Origin of the sequence: Microbulbifer sp. TB1203 (assembly GCF_030997045.1) — a bacterium.
Classification (GTDB): Bacteria; Pseudomonadota; Gammaproteobacteria; order Pseudomonadales; family Cellvibrionaceae; genus Microbulbifer.
The window spans coordinates 2,141,508-2,158,829 of the sequence record NZ_CP116899.1 but is presented as its reverse complement, the minus strand read 5'-3'; the positions used below and the strand labels follow the sequence as shown (position 1 = coordinate 2,158,829).

Here is a 17,322-nt window from a genome sequence, read left to right as displayed (position 1 = left end):
AGGTGAGGCGCACGGAAGTGCCTCACATACTCATGTACTACTTGTAAATTTCGCCGCCTTCTCTCTCCGGTTGGCGCCACCAGGCACCCGCTCGCTGTGTTTTCCATAGGTTGGATGTTTCCTGGTTTTAATTGGAATCTTGCTTGGTTGTCCCAGCTGAAGTATGAGACGGGAGATACTGGCTTTGAGGCTACAATACAAATTCCAGTTTTGAAACAACGGAAAGGAAACAAGCGTGACTGGTGGAAAACCATGGCGCGAATCAGGTTTGTGTTCCTGGCGGATAGTCGGCTGCCATGTCGCTAATAATCGAAGGAGGGACGGAAAATCATGGATAGTAATAATCTTACCCGAAAACAACAGGCGATGGTCGAGATGTGGGAGCGGCATACGGCCGCCGAGTTTGAGCAGAAAAATATCGACGCCACCATGGCGACGATGACGTCGAATCCCTTCGTCAATAATGTCCCTGTAATGACGGGCGGTGTCGGCTCAAGTGAGGTGCGCCACTTCTACAGCACTTATTTTATCCCGGATAATCCACCGGATACCGAGTCCGTGCCGGTCGCTCGCACAGTCGGAGACGACCGGATCGTGGACGAACTGATTCACAAGTTTACCCACACTATCGAGATGCCGTGGATTCTCCCCGGCGTCCAGCCCACGGGTAAACGCGTCGAAATTGCCATCATCGTCGTTGTGCAGTTCGAGGATGGAAAGATCGCGGGTGAGCGTATCTACTGGGACCAGGCTTCCGTACTTGAGCAGGTCGGTTTGATCGATGTGGAGCAACTGCCCGTGAGGGGGATCGAGACCTCCCGCAAAGTTCTCGATCCTTCATGTGAGCCATCCAACAGCCTCATCAAGCGGGCAATCGAGTAAAGAAGATACACTGGCCTTCCGATAAAAAAGCCCGGAGGAAAGTTTTCTCCGGGCTTTCGTTTTATGCCGTTGGCAAACTACTTATAAGTCACGGGGCTGTGCACCGATAATCTGTACCTGGTAGTCCAGTCCCCTGATTTCCGGATCATTACCTTCGCTTTCAAACGCATTATAGGTATACAAGGTGTCCGGTGTATTGGCAACCACCAGGGTGGCTTCCTCGTTGCCGTTGACGAACACCGAGCCGTTTCCGGACGGTAGTTCTTCGTAACGCACGTTGCCGGACGTCGAGCGAATTGCAACCGTCGCCGTGAAATTGCTCTCCGGCAGGCCATTGCCAAGATTGGTGATCTCGAAACTGACGTTGCCGTCGCCAGTGACTGTCAGTGGGATAAGATTGCTGCCGCCGTACATCGGTTGCCGCGACCCGATGACCCTGTAGAACGAGTTTCCGCTGGAAGTCAGGTTGCGGTAGGCCCGCTGCCGGAAGACGCTGTTGTTGATGACGTTCATCAGGCGCTGCTGTGCCAGCGGATGGCCGATATCCAGATAGGCCATGCGGGCCCAGTAAGAGGCCACCACCTGCTGCCAAGGTGTCGACGTCATGCGTGCGATCGTATGCAGCGGCGTTTCGTTGCCCTGGTGGGAGCGGTACATGGTGCTCACGGCGCTCTGACCGAAACCCGTGTAGCCGTCCGGATTGTTGTTGAGGTAAGTCAGGAACGGCCAGGCTTCGTAAAGATTATCCGCGTGAACGAGCGTCAGGTACGAGCGGCCGATCACGGCATCCAGATTGATGATCGTGCTCGTCGCCGGTCGGTCGTAGCGCTGGGCGACCGGGCCGTACTGCGGCGCAAATGCCACGAAGTCGTCCGTATGCCAATTGGCGGTGGTTTCCCACCAGGCGCCGGTATTGCCCTTGTCCACCCAGTTGTACTCGGACAGCGTGATGGAGTGGCCAAACTCATGGACATAAACGTTGGGGCTGCCTATCGAGTTGGTGTGTACGACAAGATAGGGTAGCCCTGCGTTGAAGTCATAACCCATGGCGCCGGCAGCGTTCAGGTCCACCGTCGAATAGACATTCATCTTGAACGGACCGCCCGGACGGCCATTTACCGGCCGGCCGGGTGAGCGGAAACCGCGTTCCACCATCCAGTAGTCGTAGGCGGCTTCCAGGAAGTCCAGTACCTGTGTCACCTGTGCCTGGCTGTTGTGTCCCACTATGCCCCCGGCGTCGCGGCCGTCGGTCCCGTAGTAGACGCGGAAATGCTCCGAGTCCTGGAACAATGCATTGTCGGTGGTGATGTCGCGATACACGTACTCCGTGGTGACCGGGGTGTAGGCACTGCCGGAGGAGCTGGAAGAGCTGCTGCTCGACGACGAGCTACTGGAAGAAGAGCTTGTTCCCGCCGGCGTACCGGACACCCGCCATTCAAGAATGCCCGTCGACTGGCTGGTGTTGAGCATCGAGACCCGCAGGCGGTTGGTGGTGACGTTGTCGATAAAAATCGTATTGAATGCATCTTCGGCCAGCGGCACGTCGCCAATGGTCACCCAGGAACTGCCGTTCCAGTATTCCATGTAGGCGGTGGTGGGCACGAGCACGCCGCCGTTATCATCGAACCAGTACACCTGCGATGAAGTCAACGTGTAGTTCTGGGACCAGTCATATTGGACCCACTGAGTGGAATTGGGATTGTCCCAATTGCCGTAGGCGCCGCTGGATTTGTCGTTGGAGTTCGTCGGGTTGCTGTTGTCGTTGACCGCGCTCAACGTCTCCCAGGAAGAGACATAAGAGGTGCTGGCCGTGGCCAGGGGCGCGATATTGGTACCGCCCGAAGTGGAACCTGAGCTGCTGTTCGAGCTTGAACTGCTCGACGAACTGCTGCTGGATGATGAACTGCTCGAACTGCTCGAACTGCTCGAACTGCTCGAACTGCTCGAACTGCTTGAACTGCCGTTGCCGGAACAGCTCGGTGTCTCAAAGCTGCCGTCGTGGGTACCCTGAACCCCGAAGGTGCTGCTCTGGCCCGGCGACAGGTTGCCGTTCCAGTCGCAGCAGTTGGTGAACGACGGCGAGGCGGTGTCGCCGCCGGTCGCCGTCACGTTCCAGCTGCTGGTCACGTTGGCCGGTTCGCTGAAACCGGCCTGAACCGTCCAGCCGCTGATGGAATCGGGGCCGTCGTTGGTTACGGTAATATCCAGTTGGTAACCGGTGTCCCAGACGTTTGTCGAAGACACCGTACAACTGTACGAACCGAATGCCTGGCTGGCCAGCAACAGGCCGGACAGCGCAATTGTCAACATCGCTCTTAACATAAAACCTCTCCCTAGTTATTTATTATTAAATTATTAACCCGACAACCAAACAGGTCGCCAGGTTAATGCGGCACAAAGTGCCGCCGCCGACCGGAGGCCGGCGCGAGCCCTCAGTATTTCAGGGGCAATAACCAAACAGGTCAAGGATGATCTTTTTGGCTGCCGGGTTCATAGCTCGTAGCTCCCGCAGAACCCAAACTCAGTCGATGCGTCAGCATCCAATGTCGCATTCCAGGAAACGCCCGATGCCGTAAGAACCGTACCCGCCTGCGACCATTCAGCACTCCAAACCGACGTTACGGTTGCACCAATATCGAGCTCCACTGTCCAGGTCAGAGCCGTGCTGTTCGGATTGGTAACCGTCACAGTGGCGCAATAGCCGGTATCCCAGGAGTTGTCGGTGCGGATAGAGGTTTGGGCATCTCCAGTGGTACCACCGCTGGAAGAGGAGCTACTGCTGGAAGAACCACCGCTGGAAGAGGAGCTACTGCTGGAAGAACTACTGCTCGAAGAACTACTGCTCGAGGAACTACTGCTCGAGGAACTACTGCTCGAGGAACTACTGCTCGAGGAACCGCTGCTGGAGGAACTGCCACTGCTTCCGCCAGACACTTCAGAAAACTGAGTGCCGGTATCAATTTCCGTGTTCAGCACCAGCGAGATACCGCCGACTTCCACTGTCTGCCCCCAAAAGTCGGTGATCCGAAAGTCGTAGGGGCCGACACCAAAGCCACTGGTGGCAACGAAGTAGTTATAGGGCTCCCGGGGGAGGAGGGTATAAGTATCGCTGGAACCGGTGATGCGATACTCCAATGCGGATATCGGGTAAAGATGATCTCTGACCTGGACTGCGGTCCACCACTGGCTGGAACCCTCTTTGAAATAGAGTTTCATATTGCCCGCTACCGGGTTGGCAATATAGTTCCAGCTGATCGGGATCCGGCCTTTTGTTATGTCATCAATTTGGGCAAACGCATCCTGATCCAGGTCGACATCGCCTTCTGCACATTCCGGGCATTGATCATCGATGCGAACTGTTACACTGAGGCCCGTATCGATACTGGTCACTACGATAACTCCGCCGCAGGCGGCTGAACCGGCGTAATCGGTCGCGTTCATGGCTGCGGTCAGGATGTTATCCGGCACTGTCTCGAAACTGCAGTTGCCACCACCACCATATCCGTAAAAAGTGCCCTCTCCAGTGTGTGTTGAGCTGTCGGCCTGAACGGAAGTACCAAGTGCCAGAAGGCACAGAGCCAGGAATGGCTTAACTTCCTTCATAATCCTCATGGGGATATCCCTTTTAAATGTAATATGTATGACGAGAGAAACTTGCGGCCAGTCTATAGTGGATGGTCGTCTTGAATAGTTTGAAATCTCATTTTTGCCAAATGCTTCACACGAAGAGGCAGGCCTTATGACATTTCAAGCGCCAGGGTTAGCGGCAGGAAAAAACTAATGGCAGTCATCACTTGGAAATTAAGCAGATTGCTGGAGTCCATGAAATTATCTGCACTGTCTGCCGGCGATTTGCGGTAGGGTTGCTTAACCGACATAGCCTGCTTTGGATTTCAGAATGCTTTCAAAAATCATAAGTGGAGGTCAAACCGGCGCCGATAGAGCGGCACTGGATGCCGGCCTTGAGGCGGGGTTCCCGATTGGTGGAGCCTGCCCGGCCGGAAGGATGGCCGAAGACGGACCGATAAGTGATTCCTATCCTCTGGTCGAGATCAGTGGCGGTTATCGGCAGCGTACCAGGAAGAATGTTGAGGACTCTGACGGTACCGCCATCTTTTATAAGTCGTATTTAAAAGGCGGCACCGAGTTGACAGCGATTTTTTGTGTCAGATTGGGTAAGCCATATAAATTGATTGATATCGAACTCGTCAATCCGGAAACTGCAGCAGCGCTTCTGGCGCGCTTTGTGAAAGAGTTCGATATAGAGGTCCTGAATACTGCCGGACCGAGACAAAGTGGCTGCCCTGAAATGTATGAGTATGTGAAGCAGGCGATTGGCCTGGTTATAAAGCAATCAACATACTAATAAAGCGGAAGGGAGAGATACCCCTCTCCCGGGGCCGTATGAGGCAGGGATGCTGACCACAAAATGTCGTTCACGAATTTCACTACGGGCAGTAGCCATTCCTTCGGTGGGGAGTATGTCGAGTTGGTGCAAAATGAAAAGTTGCGCTACACCGACAAGTTCGACGATCCGAATCTTCCCGGTGAGATGCAGGTGACGATCACCTTTAAGGAGGTGTCCTGTGGGACTGAGCTGAATATCACTCAGGAAGGGGTTCCCGATGTTATTCCGCCTGAGGCTTGCTATCTCGGCTGGCAGGAGTCGCTCACCCTGTTGGCGAAGCTGGTGGAGGCCGAAATTCCCGATGAGTTGTAAGGGGGAGACGGTCCTCCAGAAAATCTCCGTACTTGGAAATTTTGTAGGATGGGCAAAGCGCAGCGTGCCCATCAAGGCAGTGGAAGATGGGCAGGCTGTGCTTTGCCTATCCTACAACTTCTGGGTTTTCAACCTCGATCAAAAGAGAGCGGCTCGTGGTCCGCGACAGATTGGCTTCGTAGCGCATTCTGATCGCGGCCATGGGCGGATGGCCGCCCCGCCGCTCCTACAATGAGGAAATCTGTCTTCATTAGAAGCTGTAGTTCACGCCCGTATTGATCGTGGTTCCCAGGCCCATGGTGTGGTAGGCGCCACCGCTATAAGTGAATGCCTGGGCGCGGGCGGAGAAGTATTTCTCATTGAGGAGGTTTTCCACACCGGCGAAGAAGTTCCAGTTGTCCCGGCGGTAATTGGCGCTGAGATTGACCACGTCGTAGGCGCTGACCGGGGCGAAGGAGCCTCCCCAATTGCCGTCTTCATCGGGCTCGAAGCGCTTCCTTTCCCCAACGCGATAATAGGTCAGGGCCAGGTTGGCGTTGTCCACCGGGCGCCAGTCCAAATGTGCGACGAACTTGGGTGGGGAGATGATCCGCGCATCCAGGTATTCGTCGGTCTTCTCGTTCTTGCCTTCCACCCAGCTGTAGTTGGCGCCGACGTTTAGGCTCTCGGAAATGCGATACTTGAGCGCGAGTTCGTAGCCCCACATCTTATGGGGGGCGCGGACCGGTTCGTACACCCCCGTCTCCGGGTTGTAGAAGCTGGAAGTGCCCAGTTCCGAGGTGCTCTTGTAGGCGGCGATGCTGACATCGAAGTTATCGAAATGGCTGTCCAGGCCGACTTCGTAATTGTCGATGATGGAAGCTTCGGTCTGGATCAGGGCGATATCGTTGACAGTGGCGGAGCGCAGCAGGCCCCCGAGATCGGAGATGTCCGCGCCCTGGGAGTAGTTGGCGAAGGGGCTGAAGTGGTCGTTGATGTGATAGCGCAATGCCAGGTTGTAGGTGGTGGCTTCGTAGCTGAGGGTGTCTCCCCTCACATCCATGGGCACGGAGCAGGTATCCGCGTTCGCGCACAATTTCAGGGTGCGGTAATCGTCCACCACCAGGTCGATGTTTTCGCGGCGCACGCCGGCCTTGAAGATCCAGTCGTTGTCCAGAATCCACTTGGTTTGCAGGTAGCCGGCCAGACTGTCCATGTCCATTTCCGGAACCCAGATGCGGCCATCGAGCAGCGGCTGGGAGGTGACGTCGTTCAGGGCGTCCAGGCCGTAGGTCAGGGTGCCATCCACCCGTTCCCAGCCCAGCTGGGTGTTGAAATTGAAACGCAGGCCTTTTTTCTCGGATTTGATCATCGACTGGCCGCCGTCGTAACCCTCTTCCGGATTGGACAGGGCAGTGGAGAAAAAGAATACGTTCTCGATCTTCTGTCCGTAGGCGTCGATGGTCATCTGGGTGTTGTCGGTCAGGTGGTCGTCCACATATTTGATCGTCAGGTTGTGGTTGCCCCTGGGGCCCTGGGCATCGCCCTGTTTGGTGTCGCCGTCGGAGAGGGGCAGGGCGTAGGTCTTGGTGCCCTCGTTGACCGAACCCAGCACATCCACCAGGTCGGCGTTCTGCCGGCCTTCGTAATAGTTGTAGGTGAGCTGCAGGGATTTCTCATCGTCCAGCCGGTAGCCCAGCTTGGTGAAGTAGTTCTCGGTCACGCTCTCGGACAGACCGTAGATGGTCCCCATGATGTCCCCTTCCGCGTCCCGCTCCACTCCCCGTTCATCGCGAGAGGCGCTGACCACGAAGCTGAATTTGTCGCGGGTACCGCTCACCGAGCCCTGGGTGCGCAGGCCTGCGCTGTCCTCGAACTTGACCGCGCTGAAGCGGCTGGAGACCGAGGTCTGGGCGGCGAATTCGCTGTCCGCGGCGCTTTTGGTGATGTAGTTGATGATGCCGCCGGCGGCGCCGTTGCCGTAGATGGAGGTGGCCCCCTTGATCACTTCGATACGCTCGATAACGTCCGGGTCCAGGGTGCGGATTCCCAGGGCGCCGTTGCGCAGCGGAGTGGACTGGGGCACGCCGTCGATCATCACCAGCGGCATGCGGCCGCGCAGGGTGGTGCCGAAATTACTGGTGCTGCCGTTGGCGGGGCCCAGGCCCGGGACATGGATGGCCAGCAGGTTCTGCAACTCGGAGCTGACCTGGAGCTGTTGTTGGATGGTGTCCCGGTCGATGACGGTGACCGAGACCGGCACCTCGTCGATGCTTTCCACAAAGCGGCTGCCGGTGACGATGACCTGCTCGATATCCCGGTTGGTTTCGTCTGCGTAAGATGTGGTGGTGCAGGTGGCCGCCGTCAGGGCGAGGGCCAGTAAGCGCATTTCCATCGATATTTTCCGATTGATTGTGATTAGGAAGTCGTTGAGCTCTATGGAGGGGCCCTCCAATACGGGAGTTAATGATAACGATTTGCGTTAACTTTTGTAAGTGTTGTGTTTGCCGATTGCTTTGCGCCAGCGGGGGGAGTGGGGGCTGGGAGGATTTTCGTAGGATGGGTAAAGCGAAGCGTCATCTTCCGCGGCCTCGATGGGCACGCTTCGCTTTGCCCATCCTACAAAAGAAATGCTTAACAGGCCGCCGGCACGATTGTCCCGGCGGCCGGTTTCATCACATCAGTCCTGACAGCGGATTTGCGCGGATTCCGCCCCGCCCGGCACATACTTGATATTCGCCACCGCCAGGGACAGCGGCCCCTCGCTGCTGAACGCCAGGCCGTGGGAGACGCGCGAGAAGTCCGCGCCGCTCTCGGCGAAGCACTGCAGGTCGATGGTCAGGTGGGACCAGTCCCCGGCGGGCAGCGACTGCAGCGGTTTCAGCAGCGACAGTTCGCCGGCGCAGCCATCCGCGCAGGCGATCTGCGCGTACACCGGTTTTTCGGGTTGCCGGTCCACGCGGATATCAAGGGCCAGTGCGGCATTTTCGTCCAGGTAACGACTCAGGTCCTGGGGCTTCCGTGCGCTGAGCTGCACGCTGCCGCGGCGCAAGCCTTTCCAGTCGATCCGGCGCGCGTCCTCCTGGGATTCCATATCGATGGAGGCCACGGTGATGTTGCCGTCCCCGCTGCTGGCGCGGTTGCCGGCCACTGGCACCGGTTCGCCGCCGTCGGCGATAAACAGTCCCCAGGGCTCCCGCGGGCGGGATACCATCAGCCAGGCGTCTTCCAGGGCCCCCAGGGCGTAGGTGTCACCCTTCTCCGGGAGGTCGCCGGCAATCTGGACCTTGTCGTCGTAGTCGAGGCCGTAGCCGTAGGCGAACAGCGGTTCGTAGGATTTGTCGCCGCGGTTGAGGCTGGTCTGGTGCACCAGCTTTGGCCAACTGAAGGTGAGCTGGCCGGTGAAGTCGTGCTGCACCTCGCCTTCGGCGTCGGTGAGAATCACGTCGGCAACGCCGGCACCCTCGGAGCCCGGCAGCCAGGCGGCGACAAAGGCATCGGACGCGTTCATCTCCTTGTTGACCCACAGGGGCCGCCCGGAGAGGAAGATGCTCACCACGGGAATACCCTGCCGCTTGAGCTTCTTCAGCAGCTCCAGGTCCTCTTTGTTACCCAACTGGTACTCGATGCTGGCCAGGTCACCGTGCCACTCGGCGTAGGGCTCCTCGCCGTAGACCACCACCGCCACATCGGGCTTTTTGCCGTTGGCGAAGGTGTCCGCGGAGAAGTCGCCGTTTTCGCTCAGCGCCGCCTCGCCACCGGCCGTTTCCACCGCGGCGCGGATGCCCTGGTAGATGGAGGTGGCTCCGGGGAAGTCCTCGGTGGTGGTGCCGGTGCCCTGCCAGGTGATGGTCCAGCCGCCGCTCTGTTTGGCGATACTGTCCGCGCCGTCGCCGGCCACCAGGATGTTCCGGCGCGGATCCAGGGGCAGCAGTTGGTCGTTGTTCTTCAGCAGCACCAGGGATTTGCGCACGGCCTCCCGGGCCAGGGCGCGGTGCTCGGGATTGCCGAGGATATCGGCGCGGCCCGCCAGCGGACGGTCGCGCTCAAACAGTCCGGCGCGCAGCTTGACCCGCAGGATGCGCGATACCGCGTCGTCGATCCGCGCCGGGGAAATGTCCCCGCTCTTCGCCTGCTCCAGGGTGTTCACGTAGAGCGCCTTCCAGTCCGAGGGCACCATAAACATATCCAGGCCGGCGTTGATCGCCGCGGCACAGCTCTCCACGGTGCAGCCGGGCACGAAGCGGTGGCCGTTCCAGTCCCCCACTACGAAGCCGTCGAAGCCCAGGCGGTTTTTCAGCACCTCGGTGAGCAGGTACTGGTGGCCGTGGAGGCGGTCGCCGTTCCAGCTGTTGAAAGAGGCCATCACCGTCTGTACACCGGCCTGTAGCGCGCTGATATAACCGGCCGCATGGATTTCCGCCAGTTCCCGTTCGCTCACCCGGGTATCGCCCCGGTCGATGCCGCGGGTGGTGCCGCCGTCGCCGAGGAAGTGCTTGGTGGCGGAGACCAGGTGGTGGCCGTCGAGAAATTCCTTGGAGCCTTTACTGCCCTGGATGCCCTCGACCATGCTGCGGGCGTATTCGCTCACCACGTCCGGGGCTTCGGAATAGCTTTCATAGGTGCGGCCCCAGCGGTCGTCGCGCACCACCGCCACCGTGGGAGCGAAGGTCCAGTCCACACCGGTGGCCGCCACTTCCCGCGCGGTGGCGCGGCCGATGCGGTGAATCAGTTCGGGGTCGTGGGTCGCGCCCAGGCCGATGTTGTGGGGAAACAGGGTGGCCCCCACCAGGTTGTTGTGACCGTGCACCGCGTCACTGCCCCAGATGATGGGGATGGCCACGCCGCCGTCGGAGGTATCCATGGAGGCTTCGTAGTAGGCATCCGCCAGTTTCTGCCAGTCCTGGGCGGTGGCGAACTTGTCATTGTTGGGGTAGGTGCCGCCGCCGTTGAGGACGGAGCCGATATGGTATTCCTTCACTTCTTCCGGGGTGATGTACTTGATTTCCGCCTGGATCAGCTGTCCCACTTTTTCCTCCAGGGACATGCGCCGCAGCAGGCCGGCGATTTTCTCCTCCAGCTCGGGGTCCCCGGGCAGGGCCGGTTGAAGCTGGGGCCAGGCGCTCCCGGTGGTTGCGGTGACCGATTCTTTCCTGGGCTCCGCCGACTCGCCGGCATCCGCCGCTGAACGCTCGCCGCCACAGGCTGTGAGCAGGGCGCTCAGTGCCAGGGCGCAGGCGGCGCATTGTTGCTTGTAGAACATAGACACTCCGGGAAATAGGGTTCAGTGAAAGTGCGGGAGGTCCCGCAGGGAATACCGTCCGGTCGGAGGCGCGGTGATGCGCCGGCCCGGCAGTGAGCATCACTGCCGGTGCTCCCTCTGTTATCGTTAGAATCGGGTTGCGATGTCTCGACGGTATTTTCCCGTCGGGCCCGGCCACAATCGTCCTGATTTGCGCCGCTTCACAATTTTGGACGTCCAACTTTGTGCGCAGTGCAAAGTTGGACGGAATGAGAAGTCATCGCTTGCCTGGCAGCTGGTTAACAATTAACCTTTGGCGTCAGGTTTATAAGAACAAACAAGAGCGATGGTAGAGCGGATATGGATATTCTTCTGTTCAACTTCCACGATGTAGTCCTGATGATGACCAGCTATCAGTGCACCCTGTTTGCGCTGTTACTGCTGGTAATCCGCAGGGAAGGCTATATCAGCAATGTGCTGCTGGCACTGTTTCTATTCACCCAGGCGGCGATACCGCTGGACATCCTGATCAATTTCGGTGCGGGTTTCCGCGACTGGGCAATCCATACTTCTCCAAACCTTTTCTACGTGTTCGGTTTCGGCTACTGGCTGGAAGGGCCGGTACTGCTCTGGTACACCCGCTCGCTGATCTACCGGGAATACCGCCTGACCCGCCGGGACCTGATCTACCTGGTGCCCTTCGTCGCCTACGCATTGTTCGAATATTTTTCCTATTTCCGCTTCGATACCGCGACAAAAGTCTCCATGCTCGAGGGTTACACGCCCTACGATGAGACGCTGCTGAACCTGGCGATCGGTTTCGGGCGGGAGGTGCTGCGGGTGGTGTTCGGCGTGCTGTGCCTGCTGGAGATCCACAACTGCCGTCGCCGGATACAGGATTCCTATTCCAATATCGAGAAAATCGACTTCACCTGGCTGATGATGCTGGTGCTGGGCTTCCTGGTGATCCGCAGCTGGGCGGTGCTGGTGAACATAGCGCTCACCCTGGCTGCGCAACTGGATATCATGGTGGACTTCCGCATTATGGGGCTCACCAGCAACTACACGGTCTTTATCCTGATCAGCGCGATGATTTTCTTCAGTCTCAGCTACTCCTCCATGTTCGAGGGCCTGGAGCGGAAATCGGACGAAGACGAGCCGCAGCAAAAGGCGGAGGAGAAGCCCGCGGTGGACAGTGCGCTCGCGGGGAAAATCACCCGTTATATGGAAGAGGAAAAACCCTTCCTGGCGCCGACCCTGACCCTGGAGCAGCTTTCAGTTCAACTGGAGATACCCAAGCGAGCGCTGTCCAACACCGTCAACCGGCACTTCGGGCGCAATTTCTTCGAGTTCGTCAATCACTACCGCATCGAGGAGGCCAAGCGCCGCCTGGCGGACCCGGACTGCGCGGAGCAGACGGTGATGGATATCATGCTCGACTCAGGCTTCAACACCAAGGCGACTTTCAATTCCTTCTTCAAGAAGCTGGTGGGTATGACACCCACCGAGTACCGGCACCGCAACCAGCCGGAGAAGGTTGCGGCCATATGATTTGGGGGGTGGTTTCAAATCAAGTTTTCATTGACTCGTCATACCGGCGCAGGCCGGTATCCAGTCTAGTGGCACCTGGGTTCCGGTACCGGATCAAGTCCGGCATGACGTTCCTGCGCCGGAACGACGAAATTGCGCTGTAAGAGGCCGGATCAGCGCTTCGGGGAAACGCGCTCAGCCTTCCATCTGCTCCAGTTCCCGCCCCATCGTCTCCCGCACCATACTGACCACGAAGGGAATGGATAAAACCGCAAACAGCAGGTAGATACCATAGGCCCCCGCCAGGCCGATGCCGGCCAGCAGCAGCGGGAAGGTCATGGTGATGACGAAGTTGGAGCCCCACTGGGACAACCCCGCCACCGCCAGCCCGGAACCGCGGATCTGGTTGGGGAACATCTCCCCGAGCAGGGTCCACATCACTGGACCCCAGGAGCCGTTGAAGAAGAACACGTAGGCGTTGGCCGCCACCAGTGCCAGCAGGCCCATGGAATCCGACAGCACCAAGTTGCCGTCGGCGCCGATATCGGCGCTGGTGAACGCCATGACGACAAGGGCCAGGGTCATGGCCATACCGAAGGAACCCGCCAGCAGGATCGGCTTGCGACCGATCTTGTCGATCAGGCTGAGGGTGATCACACAGGCGCCGATGCTCACCGCGCCGGAGATGATATTGATCAGCAGCGCGTCCGCCTCGGAGAAACCCACCGCCTGCCAGAGTACGGCGCCGTAGTAGAACACCACATTAATGCCCACCAGCTGCTGGAAGGTAGCCAGGCCGATGCCCGCCCACACGATGGGGCGCAGCCGCCCGGCCTTGTCGAGCAGATCGCTCAGGCGCGGCCGGTGGTCTGCGGCGATGGACGCGTCGATATCCCGCAGTTTGGACTCCACGCTGCCTTCGCCGTAGAGTCTGCCCAACACCTTGCGGGCGCGCCTGGTCCGTCTGGACAGGACCAGGTATCGGGGACTTTCCGGAATCCACAGCAGGGACATAAAGAAAATGGCCGCCGGAAGCATTTCCACCCAGAACATCCAACGCCAGGCCTCGAAGCCCATCCACCAACTGGTGCCGGCGGAGCCGGCGGTTTGCGCCAGCAGGTAATTGCTGACAAACGCTGCGAACAGGCCGGAGATAATGGCGATCTGGTTGATGGTGATCAGGCGCCCGCGCCAGGCCGCCGGCGCCACTTCGCTGATATAGGCCGGCGACATCACGCTGGCGGCACCCACCGCCAGCCCCCCCAGTATCCGGTAGAAAACGAACTCGGCGGAACCGCTGGCAATGCCCGAACCCCAGGCGCTGATTACGAAGAACACCGCCGCGAGCAACAGCAGCTGCCGGCGCCCCCAGAGATCCGCCAGGCGCCCGGCGAAGAATGCCCCGGCGGCGCAACCCAGCAGCATGGAAGCCACATTGAAGCCGGTGCCGGCGCTGTCTGAATCAAAAGCCTGCTGCAGTCCGGCCACGGTGCCGTTGATAACGCCGCTGTCGAAACCGAACAGGAAACCACCGATGGTGGCGACGCTGCAGATAAGAACGATAAAGCCCAGCGAGGCTGAGGATTGTTCCTCGGCCATGCCGGCTTGAGGAAGACTCTCGGTCGCTTCCATGGTGATGCTACCTAATTTATTGTGTTTCGATATGGGAGTGGTCGTAGGGGCCAATCCTTTCGTGAATTCCGTCGCAAATCGTCCGACTTCTGGAAGAATCGCAAAGTTGAACCGGGTAAAAGTGTGAACGCCATTTTGGAAACGCTGAAAGCGGCGCTGGCCCGCCACCCCTGTGATGGCCGCTACTGGCTGGGCTACAGCGGTGGCCTGGATTCCAGCGTACTGCTGCATCTGCTCGTCGCGGAGGGCATTCCGGTGCGCGCGGTGCATGTTCACCACGGCCTTTCGCCCAATGCGGACCGGTGGCAGGCTCACTGTGAGGAGACCGCCGGGGCCCTGGGCGTTCCCATTGTTACCCGGGATGTCTCCGTGGACCCGGCGGACGGCGGCCTGGAGCAGGCCGCCCGGCGCGCCCGCTATCGGGTTTTTGCCGGATTGTTAAAAGAAGGAGACCAACTGCTGCTGGCACAGCACGGCGACGACCAGGTGGAGACATTCTTTCTGCGCCTGCTGCGCGGTGCCGGCGTCCTGGGCCTGGCCGCCATGGCGGAGAGCCGCCCCCTGGGCGCCGGCAGTCTGTTGCGCCCGCTGTTGGGCTGCGGTCGCAACCAGTTGGAATCCTATGCCCGCGAACAGGGGCTGAATTGGATCGAAGACGAGAGCAACGCGGACCAGCGTCTGGAACGCAATTACCTGCGCGCGGTAGTGCTGCCACTGCTGAGTGAACGCTGGCCGCTGCGCCGACGGGTGGCGCGGGCGACGGAAAACCTGCGCGAGGCGGCGGAGCTGTTGCGGGAAGTGGGGGTGGATGACCTAAGCGGTTGCGGGCGGCGCGATGAGCGCTTTGGTGAGAGCCTGGAGCTGGCCGCACTGCGGCAACTCTCCGCGCCGCGGCGGAGAAACCTGCTGCGCACATGGCTGGCGGAGAGTGGCGGGGCCATGCCGGAAGCCGGGCACCTGGAGGAGGCCCTGGTCCAGGTGTTGGAATCCGCCGGCGACAGCCGACCCGCCGTTGCCCTGGGTGGTCGTGTGGCGCGCCGGTTCCGCCAGCGCCTTTATATAACTCCACCGCTGCCCGCCGCGGATCTCAGCGGTGAATGGCAGTGGAATGGCGCCGGGACTCTGGCGCTGCCCGGCGGCTGGGTATTGGAGCCCGGGCCCGATTGGCCGGCTGGAAACTACTTGGTCCGGTTTCGCCGCGGCGGCGAACGGGCCAGGTCGGCGGGCAGGAAGCACTCCCAGACGCTGAAGAAACTCCTGCAGGAACAGGCCCTGGAACCCTGGCTGCGGGACCTGGTACCCCTGGTCCACCGCGGCGGTGAACTGGTTGCAGTGGGGGATATTTTCCTGTGTGGCGAGGGGGTTGCAGGAACGCTCAAATGGCGCTATGGCGGGGCCTGCGAGTGATTGGCGATTGAGCGGACAGGGCCTTTCTGGTAGTCTGGCGTCCCATCTCGAAGGCACTAGAGCGCCTCAAAATTTATTGCGCGTGCGCCGCCGGCGGCTCGCTGCGATTTTAGAGACGCTCTCTGGGATGGGTCCTCAAGCCCTCCCGAGCCAGCCCCGCACGCTCGATTCCATCGGGCATTCAACTGACCAAGGTTTTGCATGACGCGCTATATTTTTGTCACCGGTGGCGTGGTTTCCTCGTTGGGGAAAGGTATCGCTTCCGCCTCCCTGGCCGCTATTCTTGAAGCCCGCGGCCTCAAGGTCACCATCCTCAAACTGGACCCCTATATCAACGTGGACCCGGGCACCATGAGCCCCTTCCAGCACGGCGAGGTTTACGTCACCGAAGACGGTGCCGAGACCGACCTGGACCTGGGCCACTACGAGCGCTTTATCCGTACGCGCATGTCCAAGCGCAACAACTTCACCACCGGCCGGGTCTACGAAACCGTGCTGCGCAAGGAGCGCCGCGGCGACTATCTGGGCGGTACCGTGCAGGTGATCCCCCATATTACCGATGAGATCAAGCGCCGCGTCTTGGAGGGAGGCCGCGACATGGACGTGGCCATCGTCGAGATCGGCGGCACTGTGGGCGACATCGAGTCCCAGCCATTCCTCGAGTCCGTGCGCCAGCTGCGCGTGGAACTGGGCCTGTCCCACGCGCTGTTGATCCACCTGAGCTATGTGCCCTACATCACCACCGCCGGTGAGACCAAGACCAAGCCCACCCAGCACTCGGTGAAGGAACTCCGCTCCATCGGCCTGCAGCCGGATATCCTGCTGTGCCGCTCGGAGCGCGCCATCGACGATGACTCCCGCCGCAAGATTGCCCTGTTCACCAACGTGGAAGAGCGCGCGGTAGTGCCGTTGCCGGATGCCAAAACCATCTACGGCGTGCCGCGTATGCTGCACGACTACGGTCTGGACGATATCGTGGTGGAAAAGCTGCAGCTGGAATGCGCTCCCCCGGATCTGTCCGAGTGGGATTCCGTGGTGGACGGCAAGTTGAACCCGCAGCACGAAGTGAAGATCGCCATGGTCGGCAAATACATGGAGTTGCTGGACGCCTACAAGTCCCTGATCGAGTCCCTTACCCACGCAGGCATCAAGCACCGCACCAGGGTGGATATCGATTTCATCAATGCCGAAGACGTGGAGGCCGAGGGCGGCCTGGAACTGATCAAACACGCCGATGCTATCCTGGTGCCCGGTGGTTTTGGCGAACGCGGCCTGGAGGGCAAACTGGAAGCGGTGCGCTACGCCCGCGAGAACAATATCCCCTTCCTGGGCATCTGCCTCGGCCTGCAGTCGGCAGTGATCGAATACGCGCGCAATGTGCTGGGGCTGAAGGACGCCAACAGCACCGAGTTCGACGTGAACACTCCGCACCCGGTGATCGGCCTGATCACCGAGTGGATAGACAGCGAGGGCAAGGTGGAGAAGCGCGATGAATCCTCCGACCTGGGTGGCACCATGCGCCTCGGGGGCCAGGAGTGCCGGCTTACCAAGGACAGCAAGGCGCAGGAAATCTACGGCTCCGACGTGATCGTCGAGCGCCACCGCCACCGCTACGAAGTGAACAACAACTACGTGGACCGCCTGCAGAAAGCCGGCCTCAAGATAGGTGGCTGGTCCGCGGACGACACCCTGGTGGAAATGGTGGAACTGCCCGAACATCCCTGGTTCGTCGCCTGCCAATTCCACCCGGAGTTCACCTCCACCCCCCGGGACGGCCACCCGCTGTTCGAGAGTTTTATCGCCGGGGCAATGAAACAGCACGAACAGGCCGAGAGCTAGGAACCCGGGACCGCGGAGCTCCTGCTCCGCTTGCGGGCCGCAGGCGCCGTGAATGCCTGGAACGGCCGGGGCAAAAATTTGCCAGGCGAAC

General features: G+C 59.8%; 11 protein-coding genes. 6 read left to right on the top strand and 5 right to left on the bottom strand.

Features of this window, described 5'->3' with window-relative positions:
• Nucleotides 1–330 precede the first annotated feature (330 nt).
• Nucleotides 331–882: an ester cyclase gene (locus PP263_RS09120; protein WP_308368100.1), complete on the top strand. Its 552-nt coding sequence runs from the start codon at nt 331–333 to the stop codon at nt 880–882.
• Nucleotides 883–963: 81 nt separating this feature from the next.
• Here PP263_RS09120 and PP263_RS09115 read toward each other — a convergent pair whose 3' ends face one another.
• Both PP263_RS09115 and PP263_RS09110 read right to left on the bottom strand, forming a co-directional pair.
• On the bottom strand, nt 964–3,204 hold the full coding sequence (locus PP263_RS09115; protein ID WP_308368099.1) for a DUF6055 domain-containing protein: 2,241 nt from the start codon (nt 3,202–3,204) through the stop codon (nt 964–966).
• Nucleotides 3,205–3,372: 168 nt separating this feature from the next.
• Complete coding sequence (locus PP263_RS09110) at nt 3,373–4,485, bottom strand: expansin EXLX1 family cellulose-binding protein (RefSeq protein ID WP_308368098.1); 1,113 nt, start codon at nt 4,483–4,485, stop codon at nt 3,373–3,375.
• Nucleotides 4,486–4,780: 295 nt separating this feature from the next.
• Between PP263_RS09110 and PP263_RS09105 the strand changes: the two genes are divergently transcribed.
• Together PP263_RS09105 and PP263_RS09100 are read left to right on the top strand one after the other, a co-directional pair.
• A complete protein-coding gene (locus PP263_RS09105; protein ID WP_308368097.1) occupies nt 4,781–5,248 on the top strand; it encodes a putative molybdenum carrier protein in 468 nt (155 codons plus the stop codon).
• A 63-nt stretch (nt 5,249–5,311) separates the two neighbouring features.
• Nucleotides 5,312–5,602, top strand: a complete 291-nt coding sequence (locus PP263_RS09100; protein ID WP_308368096.1) for an SRPBCC domain-containing protein — start codon at nt 5,312–5,314, stop codon at nt 5,600–5,602.
• Nucleotides 5,603–5,852: 250 nt separating this feature from the next.
• Here PP263_RS09100 and PP263_RS09095 read toward each other — a convergent pair whose 3' ends face one another.
• Nucleotides 5,853–7,976: a TonB-dependent receptor gene (locus PP263_RS09095; RefSeq protein WP_308368095.1), complete on the bottom strand. Its 2,124-nt coding sequence runs from the start codon at nt 7,974–7,976 to the stop codon at nt 5,853–5,855.
• A gap of 285 nt (nt 7,977–8,261) precedes the next feature.
• Nucleotides 8,262–10,844: an exo 1,3/1,4-beta-D-glucan glucohydrolase gene (locus tag PP263_RS09090; RefSeq protein ID WP_308368094.1), complete on the bottom strand. Its 2,583-nt coding sequence runs from the start codon at nt 10,842–10,844 to the stop codon at nt 8,262–8,264.
• A gap of 339 nt (nt 10,845–11,183) precedes the next feature.
• On the opposite strand from PP263_RS09090, the gene PP263_RS09085 reads away from it, so the two are divergent.
• The gene (locus PP263_RS09085) at nt 11,184–12,374 is read left to right on the top strand and encodes an AraC family transcriptional regulator (protein ID WP_308368093.1); all 1,191 of its coding nucleotides are present in this window, start codon (nt 11,184–11,186) and stop codon (nt 12,372–12,374) included.
• A gap of 174 nt (nt 12,375–12,548) precedes the next feature.
• Here the strand turns inward: PP263_RS09085 and PP263_RS09080 are convergent, their stop codons facing one another.
• Nucleotides 12,549–14,216 carry a sugar porter family MFS transporter gene (locus tag PP263_RS09080; protein WP_308368092.1) on the bottom strand — a complete coding sequence of 556 codons (1,668 nt, stop codon included), beginning with the start codon at nt 14,214–14,216 and terminating at the stop codon, nt 12,549–12,551.
• Here PP263_RS09080 and tilS point away from each other — a divergent pair.
• A complete protein-coding gene (gene tilS / locus PP263_RS09075; RefSeq protein ID WP_308368091.1) occupies nt 14,109–15,392 on the top strand; it encodes a tRNA lysidine(34) synthetase TilS in 1,284 nt (427 codons plus the stop codon). The genes PP263_RS09080 and tilS overlap by 108 nt on opposite strands.
• Before the next feature lie 201 nt (nt 15,393–15,593).
• Nucleotides 15,594–17,231 (top strand): CTP synthase, encoded by a 1,638-nt coding sequence (locus PP263_RS09070; RefSeq protein WP_308368090.1) that lies wholly within the window; start codon nt 15,594–15,596, stop codon nt 17,229–17,231.
• Nucleotides 17,232–17,322: the final 91 nt, after the last annotated feature.

What these genes read in the sequence shown, in the direction of transcription:
- PP263_RS09090 (WP_308368094.1), bottom strand. Translation starts at nt 10,844, where the DNA reads ATGTTCTACAAGCAACAATGCGCCGCCTGCGCCCTGGCACTGAGCGCC.
- PP263_RS09115 (WP_308368099.1), bottom strand. Translation starts at nt 3,204, where the DNA reads ATGTTAAGAGCGATGTTGACAATTGCGCTGTCCGGCCTGTTGCTGGCC.
- PP263_RS09100 (WP_308368096.1), top strand. Translation starts at nt 5,312, where the DNA reads ATGTCGTTCACGAATTTCACTACGGGCAGTAGCCATTCCTTCGGTGGG.
- PP263_RS09105 (WP_308368097.1), top strand. Translation starts at nt 4,781, where the DNA reads ATGCTTTCAAAAATCATAAGTGGAGGTCAAACCGGCGCCGATAGAGCG.
- PP263_RS09095 (WP_308368095.1), bottom strand. Translation starts at nt 7,976, where the DNA reads ATGGAAATGCGCTTACTGGCCCTCGCCCTGACGGCGGCCACCTGCACC.
- PP263_RS09120 (WP_308368100.1), top strand. Translation starts at nt 331, where the DNA reads ATGGATAGTAATAATCTTACCCGAAAACAACAGGCGATGGTCGAGATG.
- PP263_RS09070 (WP_308368090.1), top strand. Translation starts at nt 15,594, where the DNA reads ATGACGCGCTATATTTTTGTCACCGGTGGCGTGGTTTCCTCGTTGGGG.
- PP263_RS09110 (WP_308368098.1), bottom strand. Translation starts at nt 4,485, where the DNA reads ATGAAGGAAGTTAAGCCATTCCTGGCTCTGTGCCTTCTGGCACTTGGT.
- PP263_RS09085 (WP_308368093.1), top strand. Translation starts at nt 11,184, where the DNA reads ATGGATATTCTTCTGTTCAACTTCCACGATGTAGTCCTGATGATGACC.
- PP263_RS09080 (WP_308368092.1), bottom strand. Translation starts at nt 14,216, where the DNA reads ATGCAGCAGTACGCTGGAATCCAGGCCACCGCTGTAGCCCAGCCAGTA.